Origin of the sequence: Bacillus gobiensis (genome assembly GCF_001278705.1) — a bacterium.
Taxonomy (GTDB): Bacteria; Bacillota; Bacilli; order Bacillales; family Bacillaceae; genus Bacillus; species Bacillus gobiensis.
In genome coordinates this window covers 941288-963840 of record NZ_CP012600.1, presented here as the reverse complement: position 1 = coordinate 963840, position 22553 = coordinate 941288, and the positions used below count along the sequence as shown (strand labels likewise).

General features: G+C 41.7%; 21 protein-coding genes. 3 read left to right on the top strand and 18 right to left on the bottom strand.

What is annotated here, in order from left to right; all coding sequences use genetic code 11:
- Positions 1-8: 8 nt before the first annotated feature.
- From murG to AM592_RS04665, 12 genes are all read right to left on the bottom strand, one after another.
- The gene (gene murG, locus AM592_RS04720; RefSeq protein ID WP_053602718.1) at positions 9-1109 is read right to left on the bottom strand and encodes an undecaprenyldiphospho-muramoylpentapeptide beta-N-acetylglucosaminyltransferase; all 1101 of its coding nucleotides are present in this window, start codon (positions 1107-1109) and stop codon (positions 9-11) included.
- 56 nt (positions 1110-1165) lie between these two features.
- Complete coding sequence (gene spoVE / locus AM592_RS04715; protein WP_053602717.1) at positions 1166-2266, bottom strand: stage V sporulation protein E; 1101 nt, start codon at positions 2264-2266, stop codon at positions 1166-1168.
- A 54-nt stretch (positions 2267-2320) separates the two neighbouring features.
- The gene (gene murD, locus AM592_RS04710) at positions 2321-3676 is read right to left on the bottom strand and encodes a UDP-N-acetylmuramoyl-L-alanine--D-glutamate ligase (RefSeq protein WP_053602716.1); all 1356 of its coding nucleotides are present in this window, start codon (positions 3674-3676) and stop codon (positions 2321-2323) included.
- The gene (gene mraY / locus AM592_RS04705) at positions 3677-4651 is read right to left on the bottom strand and encodes a phospho-N-acetylmuramoyl-pentapeptide-transferase (protein WP_053602715.1); all 975 of its coding nucleotides are present in this window, start codon (positions 4649-4651) and stop codon (positions 3677-3679) included.
- Positions 4652-4780: 129 nt separating this feature from the next.
- A complete protein-coding gene (locus AM592_RS04700; protein ID WP_053602714.1) occupies positions 4781-6262 on the bottom strand; it encodes a UDP-N-acetylmuramoyl-L-alanyl-D-glutamate--2,6-diaminopimelate ligase in 1482 nt (493 codons plus the stop codon).
- A gap of 163 nt (positions 6263-6425) precedes the next feature.
- The gene (locus tag AM592_RS04695; RefSeq protein WP_053602713.1) at positions 6426-8345 is read right to left on the bottom strand and encodes a stage V sporulation protein D; all 1920 of its coding nucleotides are present in this window, start codon (positions 8343-8345) and stop codon (positions 6426-6428) included.
- 136 nt (positions 8346-8481) lie between these two features.
- Positions 8482-10632 carry a penicillin-binding protein gene (locus AM592_RS04690; protein WP_053605984.1) on the bottom strand — a complete coding sequence of 717 codons (2151 nt, stop codon included), beginning with the start codon at positions 10630-10632 and terminating at the stop codon, positions 8482-8484.
- A 5-nt stretch (positions 10633-10637) separates the two neighbouring features.
- Positions 10638-10991: a cell division protein FtsL gene (gene ftsL / locus AM592_RS04685; protein WP_053602712.1), complete on the bottom strand. Its 354-nt coding sequence runs from the start codon at positions 10989-10991 to the stop codon at positions 10638-10640.
- Between the two features lie 46 nt (positions 10992-11037).
- Complete coding sequence (gene rsmH / locus AM592_RS04680; protein ID WP_053602711.1) at positions 11038-11970, bottom strand: 16S rRNA (cytosine(1402)-N(4))-methyltransferase RsmH; 933 nt, start codon at positions 11968-11970, stop codon at positions 11038-11040.
- 61 nt (positions 11971-12031) lie between these two features.
- Complete coding sequence (mraZ, locus tag AM592_RS04675; protein ID WP_404799051.1) at positions 12032-12466, bottom strand: division/cell wall cluster transcriptional repressor MraZ; 435 nt, start codon at positions 12464-12466, stop codon at positions 12032-12034.
- Positions 12467-12589: 123 nt separating this feature from the next.
- Positions 12590-14209 (bottom strand): bacillithiol biosynthesis cysteine-adding enzyme BshC, encoded by a 1620-nt coding sequence (gene bshC / locus AM592_RS04670; protein WP_053602710.1) that lies wholly within the window; start codon positions 14207-14209, stop codon positions 12590-12592.
- An 83-nt stretch (positions 14210-14292) separates the two neighbouring features.
- Positions 14293-15174, bottom strand: coding sequence for a 2-dehydropantoate 2-reductase (locus tag AM592_RS04665; protein WP_053602709.1), 882 nt, complete (start codon positions 15172-15174; stop codon positions 14293-14295).
- Between the two features lie 175 nt (positions 15175-15349).
- On the opposite strand from AM592_RS04665, the gene AM592_RS04660 reads away from it, so the two are divergent.
- The gene (locus AM592_RS04660; RefSeq protein WP_053602708.1) at positions 15350-15823 is read left to right on the top strand and encodes an N-acetyltransferase; all 474 of its coding nucleotides are present in this window, start codon (positions 15350-15352) and stop codon (positions 15821-15823) included.
- A gap of 153 nt (positions 15824-15976) precedes the next feature.
- Here the strand turns inward: AM592_RS04660 and gerR are convergent, their stop codons facing one another.
- The 3 genes from gerR to AM592_RS04645 form a co-directional block, all read right to left on the bottom strand.
- Positions 15977-16525, bottom strand: a complete 549-nt coding sequence (gene gerR / locus AM592_RS04655) for a sporulation-specific transcriptional regulator GerR (protein ID WP_053602707.1) — start codon at positions 16523-16525, stop codon at positions 15977-15979.
- Between the two features lie 141 nt (positions 16526-16666).
- On the bottom strand, positions 16667-16843 hold the full coding sequence (gene rpmF, locus AM592_RS04650) for a 50S ribosomal protein L32 (protein ID WP_053602706.1): 177 nt from the start codon (positions 16841-16843) through the stop codon (positions 16667-16669).
- Between the two features lie 21 nt (positions 16844-16864).
- Positions 16865-17386 (bottom strand): YceD family protein, encoded by a 522-nt coding sequence (locus tag AM592_RS04645; RefSeq protein ID WP_053602705.1) that lies wholly within the window; start codon positions 17384-17386, stop codon positions 16865-16867.
- Positions 17387-17601: 215 nt separating this feature from the next.
- On the opposite strand from AM592_RS04645, the gene AM592_RS04640 reads away from it, so the two are divergent.
- Positions 17602-18849 carry a nucleotidyltransferase gene (locus AM592_RS04640; protein WP_053602704.1) on the top strand — a complete coding sequence of 416 codons (1248 nt, stop codon included), beginning with the start codon at positions 17602-17604 and terminating at the stop codon, positions 18847-18849.
- A 17-nt stretch (positions 18850-18866) separates the two neighbouring features.
- On the opposite strand, the gene AM592_RS04635 is transcribed toward AM592_RS04640, so the two are convergent.
- Positions 18867-19889, bottom strand: coding sequence for a SepM family pheromone-processing serine protease (locus tag AM592_RS04635; protein ID WP_053605982.1), 1023 nt, complete (start codon positions 19887-19889; stop codon positions 18867-18869).
- 242 nt (positions 19890-20131) lie between these two features.
- On the opposite strand from AM592_RS04635, the gene ylbJ reads away from it, so the two are divergent.
- Complete coding sequence (gene ylbJ, locus AM592_RS04630) at positions 20132-21343, top strand: sporulation integral membrane protein YlbJ (protein WP_053602703.1); 1212 nt, start codon at positions 20132-20134, stop codon at positions 21341-21343.
- A 40-nt stretch (positions 21344-21383) separates the two neighbouring features.
- Here the strand turns inward: ylbJ and coaD are convergent, their stop codons facing one another.
- The gene (gene coaD, locus AM592_RS04625) at positions 21384-21869 is read right to left on the bottom strand and encodes a pantetheine-phosphate adenylyltransferase (RefSeq protein WP_053602702.1); all 486 of its coding nucleotides are present in this window, start codon (positions 21867-21869) and stop codon (positions 21384-21386) included.
- A complete protein-coding gene (rsmD, locus tag AM592_RS04620) occupies positions 21866-22429 on the bottom strand; it encodes a 16S rRNA (guanine(966)-N(2))-methyltransferase RsmD (protein WP_053602701.1) in 564 nt (187 codons plus the stop codon). Before rsmD ends, coaD begins: the two co-directional genes overlap by 4 nt.
- Positions 22430-22553 lie beyond the last annotated feature (124 nt).

Genomic DNA, 22553 nt, shown 5'->3' with positions numbered 1-22553 from the left:
AATTATTGCTACCTTTTCTTGCCGTGTAATTCATCTAATAGCTGATATAGGCGTAAAGCGGCATCTGGCACCCCAAGTGCTTTCGCTTCATCAGCCATCTTCTTTCTTTTCTGATCATTTTCCATCACCTCATCAAGCGCGCCGATCAAGCTATTCCCATCGAGTTCCGATTCTTTGATCACGATGGCAGCTTGATTGTCAGAGAGCGCTTTGGCATTAACCTCCTGGTGATTTGCCGTCACATAAGGACTCGGTATTAGTATACTCGGGAGCCCAAGCGCAGTTACTTCTGCTATTGTTGTCGCTCCCGCTCTAGAAATGATTAAATCAATTTTCTTTAAGAATTCCGGCATTTTATGTAAGAAAGGGAGAGCAATCATATTGTCTGCTTGTCCTATTTTCTCAAGCTCCGCTTTCACCTTGTCAAAATGAACTTCTCCTGAAACATAAAGCACCTGATAATTTTTCTTTTTTAATTCAGGCTGCATCTCGACAACCGCTTTGTTAATCGCAGCTGCTCCCCTGCTGCCGCCAAAAATAAGCGCCGTTTTTTTTGCGCGCTCAAGCCCCAGGCTTTCAAGAGACTGCCCTTCCTTCACTGAGACGGCTTCAGACCCTCTGGGGTTTCCGGTAAATGCGACTTTTTCTTTTGGAAAGAAGTCCCGTGCTTCCTCAAAGCATATCGCCACTTTGTCAACGTATCTTGATAAAAATTTGTTGGTTAAGCCCGGAAGACTGTTTTGTTCATGGATGATCGTTGGAATACCAAGCTTAGAGGCTGCATAAACAACCGGACCGCATACATAGCCGCCTGTCCCGATCACCGCATCTGGCTTAAACTCCTTCAAATACTTTTTGCTCATTCTTACTCCCTTTAAAAAGCGGATGATCGTTTTCACATTTTCAAAGCTAAGCTTTCTTTTAAAACCGGTAATTTCGATAGATTGGAATGGAATGTTTTCACGCTTTACAATGTTCTTTTCCAAACCGTTTTCTGTTCCTATGTATAAAAACTCAACATCCGGATGCTGTCTTTTTACCTCTTTTATAAAAGCGAGTGCAGGGTAAATGTGCCCCCCTGTTCCTCCTCCGCTGACAACAATTTTCATCATGTTTCCTCCCCACAAAAAATGGCAACCCTGCGAATACAGGGTTGGCTTTTTTCTTAATATCTCGAGTACCTGCTGACGTTTAACAGCACTCCGACAGCCATTAGCATAAGAGTGAGCGATGATCCTCCATAGCTTAAAAAAGGCAGCGTTATTCCTGTTACCGGAATCAAGCCGGTGACAACAGCGATATTAATCATTACTTGAATCGCAACCATGGAGATTATGCCGATGGCGATAAAGCTTCCGTATAAATCCGGAGCGCCTAAAGCGATACGCACACCCCTCCATAAGAGAAGACTGAATAACAGAAGGATAAGCGACCCGCCGATAAAACCCAGTTCTTCTGATAAAATGGCGAAAATAAAATCTGTTTGCGGCTCAGGCAGGTAAAAGAACTTTTGCCTGCTTTGGCCAAGCCCCATACCAAATAATCCACCGGGACCTATTGCATACAATGACTGAATGATTTGAAATCCGCTTTCAAGCGGGTCCTCCCACGGATTGAGGTAGGACGTAATTCGCGCAATACGGTATGGTGCGGATAAAACCAAGGCGGCAAATCCACATAAACCAAGAATGCCAAGATAAACGAAGTGGGCGATGCGCGCACCGGAAACAAAAATCATCACGATGCACGTTCCGACCATAACCGTTCCTGTTCCAAGATCGGGCTGAAGCATGATGAGGGCAAATGCCGAAAAAACAATTCCTAGTGAGGGAAGAAACCCTTTTTTAAAGGAGGTGATCTTCTTTTGATTTTCAGATAAAAACTTAGCTAAAAAGGCAATCATCGCCAGCTTCATAAATTCGGACGGCTGAATGCTGAATGCGCCTACGCCGATCCAGCTTCGCGAACCGTTCCGTTCCATGCCGATCCCCGGAACCAATACAGCCAAAAGCAGAAAAAAACAAATGATCAATAGCAGTTTCGCTCTCGATCTCCATGTCCAATACTCAACATTCATCAGAATAAACATAGCGACAATGCCGATCCCGGCAAACAAGAGCTGCCTCTTGGCAAAAAAGAAGGAATCATCAAATTTGTACGTCGCCCAAACAGCGCTTGCGCTGTATACCATGATTAATCCTATCGTTAATAAGAGCAGAGTAATAATAACCAATAGAAAGTCCGGAGAGGTCTTTTTTGTAGTCAACAACCGAACACCCCAAGCATTTAATTTGGGCTGTCCTAAAGGATAGACAAACCCTTATTTAAGCATATGCACGGCTGATATAAACATGTCTCCCCGATCTTCAAAACTTTTAAACTGGTCCCAGCTTGCACAAGCGGGAGAGAGCAAAATAATATCATTTGCTTCAGAAAGTTTATACGCCTCTAATACTGCTTGTTCAACATTATCGACACGTTTGATCTGATGTATTCCTAATTCTCTCCCAAGCTTTTGAAATTTTCCGGCAGTTTGTCCAAATGTAACAATCGTTTTCACATTGCCCATGTGCTCTTTTAATCCGTCTAGCTCGTTTCCCCGGTCGAGACCGCCTGCTAAAAGGATAACCGGCTGCTTAAAGGCATCAAGTGCTTTGCTTGTCGCCAAAAGATTCGTCGCCTTACTGTCATTGTAAAATTTTCTGCCATTGAATTCTGCCACGTATTGAAGCCGGTGCTTCACTCCGGAAAATGTGGTTAATACCTCTCGGATGGCTTCATTCGAAACGCCAGCTTGTTTTACAGCACAAATGGCGGCAAGAATATTTTCGAGGTTGTGCGCCCCGGGTAGAACGACATCTTTTCGTTCAATAATTGGGTTTTGATTAAAATAGATCGTTTCGTTTTTTATACAAGCTCCGTTTTCGATTTGCTGGGTCAAAGAAAAATAGACTTTTTTGCCCGATGAAGCTTCAGCTAAGCGGCAGACGGTTTCATCGTCTGCATTGATAATAGCAGTATCATCTTTCAGCTGATTTTTATAAACGGCCTGCTTCGCCTGCTCGTAAGACTGACGCGTGTGATGGTAATCAAGGTGCGCATCGACAACATTTAATATAATGCCGATATTTGCCCTGAACGTTTTCGTTCCCATCAGCTGAAAAGATGAAAGCTCAGTCACTATCCAATCGTCTTTCTCCGCATGGGCAGCTACTTCACATGCAACTGTACCGATATTCCCGGCAATTTTCGCTTGTTTATGATCGGCTTTTAACATTTCATATATAAGGGTCGTCGTTGTCGTCTTGCCATTTGACCCGGTAATTCCAATAAACCTGGCCTCGGTTAATAAGTACGCCAGCTCGATTTCCGTCCAAATCGGGATATTTCGTTTTAACGCTTCTTGGACCATTACATTTTCATAAGGAATTCCAGGATTTTTTATTAATAGATCAAAGGAATTCGTGTCAAACAATGAAATTGGATGATCACCGCATATTACTTCAAATCCTGCTTCCTGCAGCTTTTGTGCAGCATAATTCTCCTTAAAAGGCTGCTTATCGTTTACAACGACATTCGCTCCATTCTGATGAAGAAGCTTTGCAGCTGCGAAACCGCTTTTGGCAAGACCAAGAACAAGGATTGTTTTCTTTTCAAACCATTTTTTTGTTTCCACTTATAACCACACCTCAATGTAAATTCCTAAGGCTGCGAAGAGGAGGCCTGTAGCCCAAAAGGTGGTAACGACTCTCCACTCTGACCAGCCGGAAAGCTCATAATGGTGGTGCAGCGGACTCATTTTAAAAACTCTCTTTCCCGTCGTTTTAAAGGAAATGACTTGAATAATAACAGACAGTGTCTCAATCACGAAAATCCCGCCGATGATGACAAGCAGAAATTCTAATTTGGTTAATATGCTGACTGCAACGATTGCTCCTCCTAATGCAAGCGAACCCGTATCTCCCATAAACACTTTCGCCGGATGGGCATTAAATACGAGAAATCCAAGCACCGCTCCCGCTACGGCAACTGAAAAAATGGCAACCTCGAATTGTGACTGATTCCATGCCAAAATAGCAAAGGCTCCAAAAGCGATCGCCGCTGTGCCTGATAACAGCCCGTCGAGTCCGTCAGTCAAATTCACTGCGTTCGACCCTCCGACAAGCATGAATAAAATGAGAAGGATGTAAGCCCACCCTAAATCAAATTCAAAATCTGTTCCAGGAATTCTCAATGCTGTAGAAAGATCCATCTGGAGTAAGAAAATATAGAAAATAACGGCTATAATCACTTGTCCTAAGAGCTTTTGTTTAGATGTTAAGCCAAGATTTCTCTTCATGACAACTTTGATGTAATCATCCAAAAAGCCCAGCAATCCGTAGCCTAATGTCACAAAAAGCAATAAATAGACTTCCAGCCCGATTTCAGAAAACTTCAAGGTCATGGCGATAGTGGTAACCACAATCGAAGCAATGATCATGATACCTCCCATCGTCGGTGTTCCTGTTTTTTTCATATGACTCTGTGGCCCTTCTTCTCTAATGCTTTGGCCAAATTTCAGCCTTCGCAAAAACGGAATAAAAACAGGCGACAATAAAGCACTAATTAAAAAGCCCATTATGATGGTAAACAAAATGACCTGCTCAAGCATAGTTCATTCCACCTCCCATTCGAGAAGCACATTGTTGTATAAGTATTTTTTTTTGCCAAAGTATCGTTCTTACGTTCATTTCCTAACAACTCTTTTCTATCAATCATGTCATATCCTAATGAAGGGAGGTTATTTTTGTTTATTTAACTCCATGATGGCTTTTTCGGCCACCTTTAAATCATCAAATTCATAAACTTTGTCTTGGATCAGCTGATAAGTTTCATGCCCTTTGCCGGCGATAAGGACAGTATCGCCTTTTTTAGCATTCGCAATGGCAAAGAAAATCGCTTTTTCACGATTGCTGATGCTGTGGTAATAAGCGCCGGGAACACCATCCTCCATGTCTTTTAGAATGGCTAACGGATCTTCGCTTCTCGGATTATCCGACGTAAAGATCGCTTCATCAGCAAGTGAAACAGCTATTTGCGCCATTTTTGGGCGCTTCGTTTTATCTCTGTCTCCTCCACAGCCAACGACAACAGAAAGCTTGCTCTCTGTCATACCTTTGCAGGTTTTTAATACATTTTCGAGACTGTCAGGCGTATGGGCGTAATCCACAATGACTGAAAAATCTTGGCCGGCAATGACAGGTTCAAACCTGCCTCTGACTCCCTCAAGCTTTTCAATGCCGCTTACGGTATCATCAAAGGACACACCCGCTGCAAGGCAAGCCGCCGCCGCTGCCAGTACATTGTACACATTAAACCGGCCCAAAAGCGGAATCGTAACGTTTTTTGAGCCTGCATACGTTTTTAAATGAAATGTAGTTCCATTAGGAGAAAATTCAATTTGTTCAGCCATAACGTCTGCCTGCTCATTTAAGCTATACGTCAACAGCCGAGCTGAAGTAATCTTAGAAAAATAGGAAGCTGCCGGATCATCGATGTTTATTACGGCCCACTTCGGCTTATTATAATCAAAAGAATTCCCCAGCTGCGAAAACAGCAGGCCCTTCGCGTGCATGTATTCTGCAATTGTCTTATGGTAGTCAAGATGATCTTGGGTTAAATTTGTAAATACAGCAACGTCATAGTCGCAGCCTCTGACTCTTCCCATATCCAATGCATGAGAGGATACTTCCATAATCGCTGAATCAACTTCAAGATCAACCATTTTTTTAAATGTCTTTTGTAAGGTGATGCTTTCAGGTGTCGTGTTTTTCGTATCGAAGGTTTCATTGTTCATTTTTGTATACATCGTTCCGATTAACCCAGTTTTTTTTCCTGCATTCTCTAAAATTCTCTCAATCATGTGGGTAGTCGATGTCTTCCCGTTTGTACCCGTTACGCCAATCAGCTGCAAATGGTGTGTAGGCTGCCCGTAAAAAGCATCTGAGAGAATCGCCATCGCTCGTTTCGTATCATTAACGACAATTACAGGAACATTAAGTGATAAAGGCTTTTCAGCAAGGATGGCCGCAGCTCCCTTTTCAACTGCGCTTTTTGCAAAGTCATGTCCATCAACTGTAAAACCGTTTATGCAAATAAAAAGACTTCCTTTTTCCACCTCTCTGGAGTCCATCTCCAATGAGGTAATCTCAGGGTTTTCGCTTATGTCTTTTGCTTCATGTTGATTATCCATAAGGAACTTAAGAAGCTCTTTCAATCTCATTCTATCAAACCTCTCAGGCATTTATAAAAAATAAGGAAAAAAGCATTATTTCCAGTGATCCATGATATATTTTAGCGTAAAATGATCGATTCATCCACACCAATAATTATATGTACTAGGGCAGACTGCCTATCACGTTCGCAGACTGCCTGCAAATCCTCGTTTACTCATCACTTAAAAATAAGCGAATCGTAGAACCCTCCTTCACCTTTGTGCCGGGCTTAGGAGATTGCTGTACAACTTTATTTCCGCTTCCGGAAACATCTACTTGAAGATTTACCATAAGCTGTTCAAGCTCTTCTAATGACAACCCTATAACGTTCGGCACTTCTACAAGTTTTGTGTCCAGCCACTTGTATTCTTTTTCAATCTGATTCTTTCTTTGTTTTACTCCCAATTGAGGAAGACTGTCTCTCATGATGTTCCCAACAATCGGAGCTGCAACGGTTCCGCCAAATTGGACTGTGCCCTTAGGATTGTCCACCGCTACATAAACGACAACGGCAGGATCATCCGCGGGAGCAAAGCCTATAAAAGAAACGATATGGTTATTTTTTAAATATTTTCCGTCTTTCACCTTTTGAGCCGTTCCTGTTTTTCCTCCCACCCGGTATCCTTCCACGAATGCGTTTCTTCCAGTTCCTTGGGCAACTACGCTTTCAAGCGCAAAACGGATTTCCTTTGACGTTTCTTCTGAAATTACTTGCTTTTTGGCCATCGGGGCTTGTTTTTTCACCGTTTTTTTCGTTACCGGATCCACCCACTCTTTGGCTATGTACGGCGTATATAAGGTGCCCCCGTTAATTGCTGCGGAAACGGCGGCCACTTGTTGAATTGGGGTGACGGAAACCCCTTGGCCAAAGGCAGTTGTTGCCTGCTCTACAGGTCCGACTCGATCAAGCGGAAAGAGGATCCCTCTTCCTTCCCCCTGCAGATCTATCCCTGTTTTTTTTCCAAATCCAAAACCATTAATATATTTGAACAATTCATTTTTGCCCAGCCGGGTTCCTAGCTCTACAAAGCCTGGGTTACATGAATTTTGCACGACTTCAAGGAACGATTGGTGGCCGTGGCCTCCTTTTTTCCAGCACCTCAGCCTTGCTCCGTCTACCTCAGTATACCCTCTGTCATAAAAATGATCTTTACCTAGATTCACTTTGTTCTCTTCTAATGCTGCTGCAAGAGTAATAATTTTAAACGTAGAACCGGGCTCATATGTGCTCCAAACTGGTAAATTACGATTATAAATTTTCGGATCAACCGTTTTATAGTTAGCAGGATCAAAGTCCGGCCGGCTTGCCATCGCTAAAATTTCACCGTTTTTCGGATTCATGGCCACGGCTACGATCCCATCCGGATTATATTTTGCTTCTGCATTGTCCAATTCTCTTTCAACAATCGTCTGTACCTTCGAATCTATTGTCAGCTTTAGATCAAGTCCGTCTTCTGGAGGAGTAAAATCATCGGCTTCGCCAGGCATTCGCTTTCCTTTAGCATCAGAATAAAATTGCACAGACCCTTTCGTTCCTTTTAAATCATCGTCATAAAAGGCTTCCAGACCAAGCAGTCCCTGGTTGTCGATTCCCGCAAACCCAAGAACGTGGGAAAGGTAACTCCCAAACGGATAGTGACGGATGCTGTCTTCTGCGATATAGACGCCCTTTAACCCTAAATCTCTCACTTCCGTTGCTTTTTCATGGGAAATCTTTCTGCCTTCCGGACTAATTCTTTCTATTGAGATTTTTTTCGTTAGGTGCTTATAGGCCTTTTCTTCGGACATATTTAAAACAGCCGCAAGCTTTTTGCTTGCTTTAACAGGATCCTCAATTTGTCTGGGAACGACTAAAATCGAAGGTGCACTTTGGTTCGTTGCCAATTTTACTCCATTCCGATCCAGGATCTCTCCTCGCTCCGGCTCAAAAGGCAGATTCCGGCTCCAGGAATCCTTCGCTTTATTCGTCAGCTCTTCTCCCATTAGAAATTGGACAAATCCAAGTCTGGCATCAATAATCAAAAACGCTACAAAGCCAAACAGCAAAATCATAAACAAACGCTTTCTGACGGTTACATTAGAGACACGCAAGAGTACGTTCACTCCTTCTTTAGGCTTGTTTCATAGTATGCCTGCAAGAAGTGATATAGAACGCGTTATCCCGCCAGCTCGGTTGTTTAAAAAGAAAGCTTAATGCGAAAGAGCCGCATTAAGCTTTCCCCAGAATCTACTTCGTAAATTCGATTTTCACCGTAGATTTTCCATTAATCTCTTTTCCAGCTTTTACGCTTTGCTTCGTCGCAAATCCCTGCCCGTTCAGCTCAAAATGAATCCCGGACAAACTGGAGTAATTCAACACATCTCTTCGTGACCAGCCTGTCATATCAGGCATTTTAACCGGTCCATCGGATGTCAGAAAAACTTTTTCTTTAGCGATTATGCCGGTTTCCGGACTCGGAGATTGCTTATGAACCGCTGTGCCGTCACCAATTATGACCGGTGTGAATCCTTCATCTTTAACTTGCTTTTCAGCCGTCTGCATTCTCATTCCGGTAAAATCAGTCAAAGCATAGGACTCTTCTTTTTCAACTGGTTTTTCCTGCTCAGCATTTTCTTTCGGTTTAATATTTAAGTAATGGAGGCCGTTCTCCATCACCGGTTTAAAAATGGAAGACACCGGAGCTGATCCTGATTCTGTAGCCTTTAATTTCGGCTGCTGCACTGCCACATAAACGACAAGCTCGGGATCATCCTTTGGCGCCATGCCGAGAAAAGAGAAAATATAGTTTTCATGTCCGGTTAACAGCTTTCCATCATCACCGGCAAGCTGAGCTGTCCCCGTTTTACCCGCGATGTCAAAGCCGTCAATTTTGTATGGTTTTCCAGTTCCGTTTTTAGAAGTGACGACTTTTTCCAATATGTCGCGGACTTGTTTTGCCGTATCAGCAGAGATTGGCTGTCCTGCTGATTTCGGACTGTTTTGCAGGACCGTTTTATCTTTATTGTTGGGATCGGTAATATGATCAATCACATAAGGCTTCATCATCTTACCGTTGTTCGCGATCGCTGTAGCTGCCTGAAGCTGTTGGATAGGGGTGATGGCTGAGCCCTGTCCGAATGAATTTGTCACTTTTTCAATGTCATATTTGAAATTGATCGTGCTCTCAGCCTCACCTGGCATGTCAACCCCTGTTTTATCGTAAAAATGGAACTTGCGCAAATATTGGTTAAAGCGATTGGCACCAAGTTTTTCGTTGGCCAGAATGGCAAATGCCACATTTGACGACCGCTCGACCCCTTCTTGAAAGTTAATTTCGCCCCAGCCTTTACCGTTATTATGGTCACCGATTTCCGACTTTCCTACTTTGTAGGTTCCCGAATGATACTTTTCTGCAGCGTTAAAGACGCCTTCTTCCACTGCAGCGGCCAAGGTGAATATTTTCATCGTGGAACCCGGTTCAAACGGATAAGAAACGATATCATTGTAATAGTTCGTTATATCCCGTTTATTTGGGTCAAAGCTAGGCCTTTGACCGACAGCTAAAATTTCACCTGTTTTCGGATTCATTACGGCTGCCATTATTTTTTTCGGCTCGTATTTTTTTGCAGCCTCTGACATACTGTCTTCAAGAACCGTTTGCAGTTTTTTATCAATCGTTAAATGTACATCTTTTCCATTTTCAGGAGGAGTAATTTTATCCTTGCTGTTCGGAAGCTTCCAGCCGGCTCGATCACTTTCATAAGACACAAATCCATCTTTTTTCACAAGATAATTGTTCAAGTTCTTTTCCAGCCCCATGACGCCTGTCATTTGCTTTAGCTCATTGTTATACGTTGAATAACCGATTAAGCTGCTTGCAAACATTCCATTAGGATAATAGCGTTTAGAATCCCTGGTAAAGGCGATGCCCGGGAGCTCAAGCTTTTCAATTTCTTCTTTTTTTTCAATAGAAATGTCCCGGCCGGCCCTTCCAAACTCCACTTGATCTCTTCCTTCTTTATTCAGGATGTCAAGTATTTCACCCTCATCCATTTCCAAAATAGGGGCGAGCTCCTTAGCGGTCTTTGCTTTATCTTGCACGTGCTTTGGATGATTAATATCCGTCGTCATATCTTTGTCCAAAACCGCTATGATTGTATAGGAAGGGGCGTCTTCAGCGATCGCTTCTCCGTTTCGATCAAGGATTGATCCCCGCTGCCCCGAGATCGTCCGTCCTTTTTCGTATTGTTCGTGAGCTTTTGCAGCCAGTACTTCCCCCTCAACTTTCCCTGTCGCCTGTATATATGCAAATCTAGAAAAAATGACAAAGAAAAAGAGGGCAAAACAAATACTAAGTATTGCAGCTCCTCTGTTCATAAATCGATTTTTAGTTGGCATAAGCATCAATCCCGTACGTTTTTCACTTTTTTATCCTGTAAATTCAATCCGTGCTTTTTGGCGATTTTCATGATCCGTTCAGGCATCATCAAATCCTTTCTTTCCGTTTCTAAATCTTCAATCTCAATGGATTCAGTAGACACCAGTTCTTCAAGCTTTTGAACTTCCAGGTTCGTTTCATATGCCGCAAAGGCTTTGTTAATAATGAAAATAGAGACACTGAGAACGGCCAGCACAAAGAGAACGATTAAGACCTTTTCTCCTAATGTGATGGATGCCCTTCGTTTGATTACAACCGTTTGTTCGTATTGTTGAGAACGTTCTTGCTGTTTCTCTACGTTATAGGCTAAATTACTCATACTCTGTACCTCCTTATTTATAAGCGGCTTGTGAAAGCTGCAACGGTTAACATTTTTCTGCAATTCTGAGCTTGGCAGAACGGGCTCGGTTGTTTTCCTCCAGCTCCTGAATAGATGCAGTAATTGGTTTTCTTGTCACTAGTTTAATTTTCGGCTCGTATCCTTCCGGAATTACGGGAAGCCCATGCGGAAGATCTGGCATAGAGGACAAGTTTTTAAAAGTCGATTTGCATATCCGGTCCTCAAGAGAGTGAAAGGTAATCACTGAGATCCTTCCTCCAGGCTTAAGAACATCGACCGCCTGCTCGAGTGCTTCTTCAAATGCCTTTAACTCATCATTAACGGCAATTCGGATGGCTTGAAAAATCCTCTTAGCCGGATGCCCCCCTTTCCTCCTGGCAGGTGCGGGAATCACATCTTTAATAATCTCAACTAGTTCTCCTGTCGTTTCGATCGTTTTTTGTTCGCGATAGGATTCAATTTTTCTGGCGATTTGCTTGCTGAATTTTTCTTCCCCATATCGAAAGAAAATTTTGGCCAATTGGTCAAAGCTCCACTCATTAACGACATGCTTGGCAGTAAATTCTGCTGATTGATCCATTCTCATATCGAGAGGTGCATCGTAATGATAGCTGAAGCCTCTTTCCGGCGTGTCCAGCTGAGGAGAAGAAACTCCCAGATCAAACAAAATGCCGTCCACGCTATCAATTCCTATTTCGTTTAGTTTTGTTTTTAAATAGCGAAAATTGCTTTTAATCAGCACAACCTCTCCCAACTGATCAGAGAGTACTGCTTTCGCATGCTTAAGTGCCGCGTCATCCTGATCAAAAGCAATCAGTTTCCCCTCTTCCGACAACTGTGACAGGATGTATGTACTATGTCCTGCGCCACCGAGTGTGCAATCTACATATGTGCCGTTTTTCTTTACATTCAAACCGTCTACGGTCTCTTTTAGCAATACTGTTTTATGTTGAAACATGCTGTTTATTACCACCTTTTTCAAATCGATTGGAAACGCGAGTTTTTCACACAAGGATTCATTATATATCAAATCCGATCATATTTTCAGCGATTTCAGCAAATGAATCCTCTTGGTTCTCTATATATTGTTCCCAAACATTTTTACTCCACAATTCAATTCGATTTGAAACGCCGATAACTGTACAATCTTTTTCAAGCTTTGCATAGGACAAAAGCGAGGTTGGTATGTTTATTCTTCCTTGCTTGTCCAATTCACACTCAACGGCACCGGAGAAAAAAAAGCGGGTAAACGCGCGGGCGTCTTTTTTTGTAAGCGGGAGAGCTTTTAATTTTTCTTCAATGACCTTCCATTCATTAAGGGGATAGCCAAATAAGCATTGATCAAGTCCTCTAGTTAAAACGAACTGCTCTCCAAGTCCTTCCCTGAACTTGGCGGGAATGATCATGCGGCCTTTTGTATCAATCGAGTGCTGATATTCCCCATAAACATGGATGCTCAAACCCCACTTCCTCACCTATACTCCCCACTATCCACCACTTCTCTCCACAACTTTATTTTACACTCTTTTTGCATAAAAAAAAACCCTGAAATAGCAAGGGTTTTTTAAAACTTTATTTCAAAGTTTGACAACGTTATGCTTGTTTTGAAAAGAAAATGGCAGACTTTTGAATCTTTTGATAAAATCTGGCCCGTACTTGTTTAAATAATACATGATGTTCCAAATTCTTTCCTGAAGCGAAGAGTCCGGGCACAAACTCGTTTGGATTCTGTCGAAATCACGCAATACACGATCTTCTCTTCTTTTAACGCTTTTCTTTACGGAATGGTCTAAGAAATCTAGCTGCTGCTGAATGAATGCAGCGTTTTTCTTTACTACTCCTTCCAGGCTGTTGTCAATTTGCAGCGCTTCGTACCGCAGACGCGAATGAATCGATTCTATTTCTGTTTTTGCCTGCAGCAGAGAGGCTTCGAAGTCTTCAGGAATACGATCTGTAAAATAGCGATTCTTCCATCTTTCCACACCATTTTCGATTACATCTGAAAGCTCCAGGTTTCTTTCAAGCAGTTTTGTATCGATATGGCGTTCCAAAATCGATATATTCAACCTAGGAACGAGCGGCGCCATCTTAAAATCCATGATGTGAAATATGCGTTTAAGCTCTGCCCAATAAGACAGTTCACCCGGCCCTGCGATAAATGCGAGTGTAGGCAAAAGAAATTCCTGCATCAACGGGCGAGTTACTACATTATTGCTGAATGCTTCAGGGGTCTCTTTGATTACTTGGATTAATTCATCCTCAGACCATTCTATCCCTAAATCATGAATGGTGTAGTTTCCATTTGATTTTCGAATTAAAAACCTTTCACCATCGAATTCATAAAATAGATTGGCATGCTTCTCTTGATAATCGATGACGTTCGAATATCCCGCTTTAGCAATATCTTCTTGCTGTGCTTCAAGTGCATCTGCAAGGTCATCATTTTTCTCTAGAAGTTCTTGAAAAAATTCTGTCTCTAGCTTTCTAAGCCCGGGATCCCCGGAATTAAGCAGAAGCAAACCATCTTCCTGAAACAAATTTGCGATAATTTGCTCGAAAAATTCAACATACGTATCTGAACAGTCCAAACATCGATATAATTCTTCCATTAGGCTCAATGTATATTCGGTTTCACCATATGTTTTAAATACTTCATCGATCCAGTCTTTGCATTTTCTTTTATCGAGCAATGTCCTCGAAGCACATGATTTCTTTACTTGATTCTGAGAAAGCTTCTTTTTAGATAATCTCCCATTTTCAGCTGTGAACACATGATTTATTTCTTCTATGTCATGATCTTCTCCGGCAACCCAGAATAGAGGAATCACAGGTACTTGCAGTTGTTCTTCCTTCTCTTTTGCCAAAACGATAATGCTTATTACTTTATGTATGGTATAAAGCGGCCCGGTAAGCAATCCTGCCTGCTGGCCACCGACAATCATTACGCTATTTGGATTTCTGATTTTTTCAATGGAGAGGTTCATTTCATCAGATTTGAATTTTTTATGATATTCAAGTAAATAATCAGCCAGTGTATCTCTGGAGAACGTTCGAAAAGAAAGATCATTTAACCTGTCTTCCCATACACGATCATTCGTCATATCATAATCAAAAAAATTCAATACGTCTTTTTTTCCCTCTATGTAGTCTCGTACAAAAGGATTTTTACTTTGTATGGAAAGTGCAGTAAGCTGCATGCGGAACTTCCTTTCTCATAAAAAAATAGTTAGATTTCCGAAATGAGTATAGCACGGAAAATAAAAAATAGAAAAAAGTTTGCTTAAGAAGGTTCAGCTGCTTTTATGCTTGCAAACAGAAATGATAAGTGCGGAACGACTTTCCCCTTCGCATTTGCTTCATTTATCAGGTAACCGAGAATAGCATCGATTTCTGTTTTTCGGCCATTCAGCAAATCCGCCCGCATCGAGGACGTATTTTCTGCTGTTTTTTCACAAACGGCAAGAACCTTCTTCCAAGAGGATTCAACTTCATGCACTTGAAGGACACTCACAGCCTCATTAAATATTTGCTCCATAAACGCTAGATAAGCAGGATTAGCCAAAAGCTCGCAATTCTTTACATTTAGTAATGCTGTCATTGGATTAATGCAAGCATTGATGAGCAATTTCTCAATAAGAATCTGGCGCCAGTTGTCTGAGAAAACAAACGGAAAGCTTTCATGAGTCTTCGCAAGCTCTTTTGCCAGCATGTATTTATCGCAAGCGCTGTAAGCTCCCCACCTCACGCAGCCGTTACCAGTATGTATGATATGGGCTGCATCCATTTTTACCACGCCATGCTCAACGATCCCGACATATACCTCCTTTGATTGTGAAATATTTCCCATAAAGGAGAGATGCCCCATGCCGTTTTGCAAAAATAAAAAACGATCGCAGTTTAAGGTTTCAATCGTATTGCGAACCGAATGCAGCTGATTTTGCTTGACTGTTACCAGACATAAATCAAATGCTTCTTCACTTTTATGAGCAGCATGTACCTTTCTGGTTTCTTCTTTTCCGTCTTTGCTTATAGTAATCCCATGCATGTTTAGGATTTCCGCTTGTTTTTGACTTCTTGTAATAACTGTAATTGTATGTGCCTGCGATAAATAAAATGCAGTAAGAAGACCGACAGCTCCACCGCCCAATACAGCCAGTTTCAATATTTTCACATCCTTATGTTTCGTGTGTATTGGAGTATATTCTACTCATTATACATGATCGGCTTTCATTGAAAAGAAATGAGTCCGCAAGCACGAGGAAAAAGCACATATCTTTTGAACATTTCATAAAAACGCTTACAATAGAAGTAAGTATTACGACAAGGGGGAAATAAAAATGAAGGTTGAACGATTGCTCATCAATTATAAAACGCTGGAGGAATTTAAAAAATTCAGGGAGTACGGAATACAAGAGCTTTCAATGTATGAGGATTTAGAAAACAATATCATTGAAAATGACAGCACGTCTCCTTTTTACGGGATCTATTACGGCAACACATTAGTTGCGCGTATGAGTTTATATCAAGTGGATGGGCGCTATAATGAGTACTTTGAAAACAGACATAATTATTTGGAGCTATGGAAGCTTGAGGTCCTCCCCGGCTATCAAAGTAAAGGATATGGCAGGATGCTAGTGGATTACGCGAAATCATTCGGCCTGCCGATAAAAACCAGCCCTCGCGTCAAATCTGAAGGGTTTTGGGAGAAAATGGACTTCACAAGTGTAAAATACGATCTGTTAAGAGACAAGGGAGAAAACCCTCTCGTCTGGCAGCCAAAGGATGAGACGCAGACTTCAGAATCAGCCTAAATATTGTGATTTTGAGGCACTGCCCAATTAGTCTCCGTACATTACCCCCGCCAAATGCGGGTGAAGCAAGGACACCAGTTCTAACTGACAAAGTGCGGGAATAAATAAAAACCGGTCAATAGTTTGGCCGGTTCTTGCGTTTAAAAGAATGTATTATTTTCTTTCTTCTTGAAAGGAGACAATTTGTCTTGCGCGGTCCATTATTTCTATTAGGGCTTTATAGTCATTTTCCTTCGCCCGCAACTTGTTTTTTAATTCTGAGTTTTCTTCTTTTAATGCGTCCGCCTCTTTTTTTAGTTCTTCCACTCTTTCAGCCAATTGATTTTTTTCTGCCTGAAGATCGCTGTTCAAAGGAGTTTGTTCATATTGCTCCAAAAAACGGATCACATCCTGTATTGAGAGGCTATTCGTTGTTTCCGGCTGATAGGCCGTTAGCTCGTTAGTAAAGTGAGTGGCATGCACACCCAATTTCTTTCTAAGCTCTTTTCGCTGTTTTTTTGCCGCTTCAATCCCTGATTGATATTGTTTTCTAACGTATGAATTCCAGCGAAAGCCGCATGCAGCTGCCGTTCTCGTCAGTTTCCTGCCCACTTCCTCAAATGCCGAAAGCTGTGTGCCGCCTTCTCTGATTGACCTGAGCACGACCTCTGCCAGGAGCAAATCTTCGTCTTGAGTCCACGCATCCTGCCTTGTTATCGTCAAAGAATATCCCTCCATATCGCTTTTTACATCATACATATGCTGATAATAGAGTAGATAGACTAAATGGCTTTTCGAATCAAAAATAAATTCTTTTAAATTAAAAAAAGCATCTGGCTATTTGCCAAATGCTCTTATCATACATTAGTTTGAAGATTTTACTTCTTTGCCTTTATATGAACCACAGTTTTTGCAGACACGATGAGAAATTTTCATCTCTCCGCAGTCCGGGCATTCTACCATACCAGGCACTTGTAATTTAAAATGAGTACGACGCAATCTTTTTCTCGTTTTGGACGTTCTTCTGAAAGGTACAGCCATTATTCCCACCTCCTTATAGAGTTACGATTCGTTATCATTGTTTAACAATTTTTTTAAATCTGCTAACCTCGGATCCACTCGGTTTTCGTGCTCTTCCTCACTGACGACCTGCCAGTCCTGGCCTTTTTGCGGAGCAGCTCCCGGTTTTTCCTTTGAATCAGCAAAAATTTGCATAGGAACTTCAAGAAGAATTTCTTCTTTTATTATCGGAGTCAAGTCAACAATGTCATTTTCAGCAATATGGAAGTCATCGTCATCCAATTCCTCTTCTTCGCCATAGAACGAAAATAGTTCTTTGGTCGTTAGCGTAAATGGATGGATCACGTCAACAAGCGTCCTTGAACACGGTAACGTCATTTCTCCGGATATTGTAAAGTCAAATGCAGCTTGTTTTGAGTCAATGTCAGCTTTGCCCTTCACCCTTATTGGCGAAATCCGGCGTATATCTGTATTCGCTTTCGTCAGTTCATCTAATTCAAGCGTTTCATCAAATTCCAGACCTTTGTGCGCAAGCTGATTTAACTGATAAACTGTCCATTTCATAGGTTATCACCTCGTAAGAGCAACAAACAAGATTATAGCTTTTTTGAACTCGTTTTGTCAATATTTTTTCTTTACACAACATTTACTTACATTGACAAGCTTTCCGCCTGTTATATAAACTAATCGAAAGGCAATAACAAGGGAATCGACCTTTAGGATAGGGTCTTTTGATACTTTAACACAAACATTATTATCAATTCAAGAAGGTGAATCGGATGAAAGCAGCAGGGTTGGTGGTTGAGTACAATCCTTTTCATAATGGGCATGCCTATCATTTGAAGGAAGCGATAGCACAGACTGAAAGCGAAGTGGCAATCGCAACAATGAGCGGATCGTTTTTACAACGGGGGGAACCGGCGATCGTTTCAAAAATTTCCCGTACGCGAATGGCTCTTCAAAACGGAGTAGATATCATCGTCGAACTTCCATATGTGTATGCTGTTCAAAAAGCAGAAACCTTTGCAGAAGGTGCTGTTTCCATCTTATCTTCTCTCGGCTGCGATTCTTTATTTTTCGGCAGCGAAAGCGGTAACATCCGTTCGTTCTTGGAGGCTGCGTCACAATACAACACGAACCGTTCGCACATTGACCAGCTTGCACAATCTTTTCTGAAAGAAGGAAACAGCTATCCGAAGGCAATGTCACTCGCTTTAAAAGGTGCATTCTGTTCCAAACAGCCTCTTGATTTATCAAAGCCAAATAACATTCTGGGCTTTCATTACGTAAAAGCGATAGTTGATAAAAAACTCGGGATGAAACCAGCAACTTCTAAGCGTATATCTGCCGAATTTCATGATCCTTTGCTTCCTTCAAGAAATGCCGGCATCGCCAGTGCAACGAGTATCCGTAAAGAGCTTCTCGGCAGTTTACAAACAAAAAGCAGTGAGCCATATCTCCCGAAAGCGTCTGTCAGCGAGTTGGGTGCCTATTATCATTCCTATCAGATATGGCATACTCTAGAGAGTTATTTTCCATTTTTAAAATATCGCTTGAATTCGATGACAAAGCAGGACCTGCAGAAAATCTATGAAGTTGAGGAAGGGCTTGAAAACAGAATTTTTAAAGCGATCAAGCATGCCCATTCATTTCAAGAGTATATGGAAACCTTGAAGACGAAACGATATACGTGGACCCGTCTGCAGCGAATGACTGTTCATATTTTGACGAATACGACAAAAAAAGACGTGGAGAATGCTCTATTTGAATCAACTGTACCCTGTATCCGTCTGTTAGGTTTTTCATTAAAGGGTAAAGAATATTTATCTGCCATTAAAAAAGATTCGAAATCTACGGTCGTAAGCAAAGCCTCTTCCGTTTCGCATCCTTCGTTGGAACTTGATTTAAAAGCATCAAGAGTTTACGGAGCCGCCATCAGCGAGCCGATGCAATCAAGGTTCAGCAAAGAGGAATTTTCCGACCTACCAATTCTTTACGATGAACAGAACAAAACGTTTCTGCGCTAAGAGAAAAGCACCCGAACTCAGGTGCTTTTTGGTTTTAGCTTATTTAAGTAATTTAAAGCGTCATCTAACGTTTTTACAGGGACAATTTTCATTTTTGTTTTAATGTCTTTGGCTGCAACGAGTGCATCATCGTAATTCCCGCCATCGACCGGCGCAAAAAAGATCTCATTACCGGCATCATCTGCCCCGACTACCTTCTGTTTAATGCCGCCGATGGCTCCAACATTGCCTTTAGGATCCATCGTCCCTGTACCAGCAATATGGTAGCCCTTCGTTTCATCTCCTTCTGTCAGCTGATTATAAATCTCGAGCGTCATCATCAGACCTGCGGACGGGCCGCCAATGTGTTCAATCTTCACATTGATTTCCGGGTTTACTTCGACTTTTTGATCAGTCATTAATCCGACACCCATTCCGACTCGCTTCGGATCCTCCTTGAAGGCTTGCAGCTTCATCTCAATCTCTCTCTTTTTATTGTCTCGTTCAACGGTTAGCTTTATCGTGTCACCGTTTTTTTTGTTTCCGACATAGCGGATAAGCTCTTCAGAGGACGTGAATGATTTTCCGTCGATGCTGATTATCTTGTCACCTACTTCAATTTTTCCGGCAGCCGGCATACCTGAAACAATTTGCGAGGCAAATACTCCATTAAACGTTGTCTTTACGTCCTTCCCTGCTTTTTCATAAGCTGCGATAATGGCGCTTTGCTGGGAGCTGTTCATCATTTGCAACTGCCTTTTCATATATTCATCATCAGTTTCGCCTTCTTGCTTAAAATTGGCTTCCGGCATGATTTCGTGATAAGGGCGAATTTTGGCCCACAAAAACGTGAGAGGATTTGCTGGCCCTACCTGGACAGTCATAAGTGAAAATGACCCTGCCTCCTTATCGCCGCCCTCAACTTGAATCAAAGGCTGTAATTCAGTTGCACCTCCGGGCTGTGTGATATAAAAAGGAAGCTTAACAAATGTCAAAGCTATACACAATATAATACCGATTATGACCAGCCTGGCCAGTCTGTTTAAGTTTTTTCTATTCATTATTTGGAACCCCCAAATCTCTTCTTTAAAGCGACAATCGTATGTATGTTCTCTTTCGCTTGCCAGTTTCCTTCTAATCATACCTTTTTGTTTTTTCAATGAAAAGTAATCCGCAAAAAAAGCAGAATAGTCCTCACTACATAAAAGCAATGATCCCTCCACAAAGTTTATGGTCTAAATGGGGCAGCTATGTCCGTATAGTAGTACAAGCAGAAATTTTTTTAGAAATCGGGAGGATAATAATGAAAACAAAAAAATTTACAATTCTTATCTCCTCCATCCTTATTTTTCTCACATTTGCTGTCATTATTAACCCTAAGGAGTCATTTGAAGCTTCCGCAGCGGGGCTCGGCATGTGGTGGGAAATTGTTTTCCCATCGCTCTTGCCTTTTTTCATTTTGTCTGAACTCCTTATCTGCTTTGGCGTTGTGAGCTTTGTCGGGGTATTGCTTGAACCGTTTATGCGGCCTGTTTTTCGGGTTCCCGGCGCCGGTGCCTTTGTACTTGCCATGGGGATGGCTTCAGGTTTTCCATCAGGAGCTAAGCTGACATCCAGGCTGAGAAAAGAAAATCAGCTTACAAAGACGGAGGCGGAGAGGCTCGTTAGTTTTACGAATTCTTCAAACCCTCTTTTTATATTCGGTGCGATTTCAGTTGGATTTTTCCAGCATCCTGCATTGGGTGTAGTTTTAGCTGCCGCCCATTACATCAGCAATCTTGCTGTAGGTTTTACGATGAGGTTTTACGGCAAAAAAGAGTCAAACAGTAAGATGGAGCGTAGAGCAATGTTACCTTCTATCTCATTGGCTTTAGAAAAAATGCACGTGAAACGAATGAAGGAAACGAGGCCATTTGGAAAAATATTAAGTGAAGCGATCGTGTCATCAGTCCAAACGCTGCTCATGATCGGCGGCTTTATCATTATTTTTTCCGTTTTAAACCGAATGCTTTCAGAATTCCACATTCTCCAAGCATTGGCAGTTTTCACTCAATCTATTCTTGCCTTCTTTCATATCTCTACTGAGCTAAGCATTCCGCTATTATCAGGATTCTTTGAAATTACGACGGGAAGCAGATCCGTTAGCGTGACAGAAGCAAATATGCTGCAAAAAGCAATCATCGTCAGTTTTATTCTGGGGTTCGGGGGCTTTTCCGTGCAGGCTCAGGTTGCCGGTATTTTAGCAGAAACGGATATTGCATTTAAACCTTATTTTTTGGCGCGTATTCTACAAGCCTTTTATGCCTCAATCCTTGCTGCACTGCTTTGGAAGCCGCTATATACGTCCTTTTCTTCCCCGAGCGCTCCCGTTTTTTCCAACGATGCACCTACAAATGATTTATTTTTCGTCAGCGTTTGGGAAAAGTTAGTTTCATTTGGGCCAATCATTACAATTGTAATTCTGTTTATCAGCGCTTTTTTGATGTCCTCTCCTTCGAGAGATTCGAAGCGGTAATCTAAAAAAAGACTGCACAAAAATATTTGTGCAGCCTAATTTATTCATCTTCAAATTTTTTCGTTAACGCTTGTACAACTATTTCAGGAACGAGCCCTGAAACAGCCCCTTTGTATTTTGCTACTTCTTTTACAATGCTTGAGCTTAAAAACGAATACTGATTGTTTGTCATCATAAAAAAGGTTTCAATATTTTCTTCTAAAAATCGGTTCATTGACGTAATTTGCATTTCGTATTCAAAATCCGATACTGCCCTCAGCCCTCGCAAAATCACATTCGCTTGTTTGCTTTTCGCATAATCGATTAAAAGACCGTTATTGGATTCAATGCTTATATTTGATAAATCGGAGGTTACTTCCCGCAGCAGCTCGCATCTTTCTTCTACTGAAAAAAGCGGTTTTTTTGTTGAATTATTCAGAACACATATGTAGACATGATCAAAAACCTTTGCCCCTCGTTTGATAATATCCAAATGCCCGTATGTTACAGGATCAAAACTTCCGGGGCATACGGCAACTCTGTTCATTCTGGCTCCCTCTCCTTTTTGTATATGCTGACTCCGGTTACCCCGTAGGCTTCATTTCTTACCTGCTGCAGGTTTCCGATTGTATGAGATAGCGACACTTCCTTCGCATGCTCTGCAACAATAAACCCTTCTGCTGATAAAAGGTTGTGTTTGTCAATGATTAATAAGAGCGCTTCCAATTTTTGTGCTTTATACGGAGGATCAAGAAATATCCCATCAAATACAGATTCTTTCTTTGCAAGTACTTGCAGTGCCCGGGTGGCATCGTTGCGAAAAATCTCGGCTCGGTCTTGAATATTAAATTGTGACACATTCGTTTTAATGGTCTGTATGGCTTTATACTCCCGATCAACAAAAATACAGCGTTCAAATCCCCGTGAAATTGCCTCAATTCCAAGACCTCCGCTTCCAGCAAATAAATCAAGAGCTGTTCCTCCATTGAAAAAAGGTCCAATCATGTTAAAGATGCTCTCTTTTACTTTATCGGTTGTCGGTCTGGTTGACATTCCCGGCACAGCTTTTAACGAACGCCCTTTCAGTGATCCTGCTATAACTCTCATTAAAAAACTCCATCTTTGATTTTTTATGTTATCTTACCATACTCATTCACTTTCGGACAATGAAGCGAATTTTCTGTGTAAGATATGTTTTTATGTATAACCTGATCTATTCCTGGAAATACTT

Coding starts and splice junctions, on each gene's coding strand:
- murG (WP_053602718.1), bottom strand. CDS start 1,109: ATGAAAATTGTTGTCAGCGGAGGAGGAACAGGGGGGCACATTTACCCT.
- mraY (WP_053602715.1), bottom strand. CDS start 4,651: ATGCTTGAGCAGGTCATTTTGTTTACCATCATAATGGGCTTTTTAATT.
- AM592_RS04700 (WP_053602714.1), bottom strand. CDS start 6,262: ATGAGATTGAAAGAGCTTCTTAAGTTCCTTATGGATAATCAACATGAA.
- AM592_RS04690 (WP_053605984.1), bottom strand. CDS start 10,632: ATGCCAACTAAAAATCGATTTATGAACAGAGGAGCTGCAATACTTAGT.
- ftsL (WP_053602712.1), bottom strand. CDS start 10,991: ATGAGTAATTTAGCCTATAACGTAGAGAAACAGCAAGAACGTTCTCAA.
- rsmH (WP_053602711.1), bottom strand. CDS start 11,970: ATGTTTCAACATAAAACAGTATTGCTAAAAGAGACCGTAGACGGTTTG.
- bshC (WP_053602710.1), bottom strand. CDS start 14,209: ATGCAGCTTACTGCACTTTCCATACAAAGTAAAAATCCTTTTGTACGA.
- AM592_RS04660 (WP_053602708.1), top strand. CDS start 15,350: ATGAAGGTTGAACGATTGCTCATCAATTATAAAACGCTGGAGGAATTT.
- rpmF (WP_053602706.1), bottom strand. CDS start 16,843: ATGGCTGTACCTTTCAGAAGAACGTCCAAAACGAGAAAAAGATTGCGT.
- AM592_RS04645 (WP_053602705.1), bottom strand. CDS start 17,386: ATGAAATGGACAGTTTATCAGTTAAATCAGCTTGCGCACAAAGGTCTG.
- AM592_RS04640 (WP_053602704.1), top strand. CDS start 17,602: ATGAAAGCAGCAGGGTTGGTGGTTGAGTACAATCCTTTTCATAATGGG.
- AM592_RS04635 (WP_053605982.1), bottom strand. CDS start 19,889: ATGAATAGAAAAAACTTAAACAGACTGGCCAGGCTGGTCATAATCGGT.
- ylbJ (WP_053602703.1), top strand. CDS start 20,132: ATGAAAACAAAAAAATTTACAATTCTTATCTCCTCCATCCTTATTTTT.
- coaD (WP_053602702.1), bottom strand. CDS start 21,869: ATGAACAGAGTTGCCGTATGCCCCGGAAGTTTTGATCCTGTAACATAC.
- rsmD (WP_053602701.1), bottom strand. CDS start 22,429: ATGAGAGTTATAGCAGGATCACTGAAAGGGCGTTCGTTAAAAGCTGTG.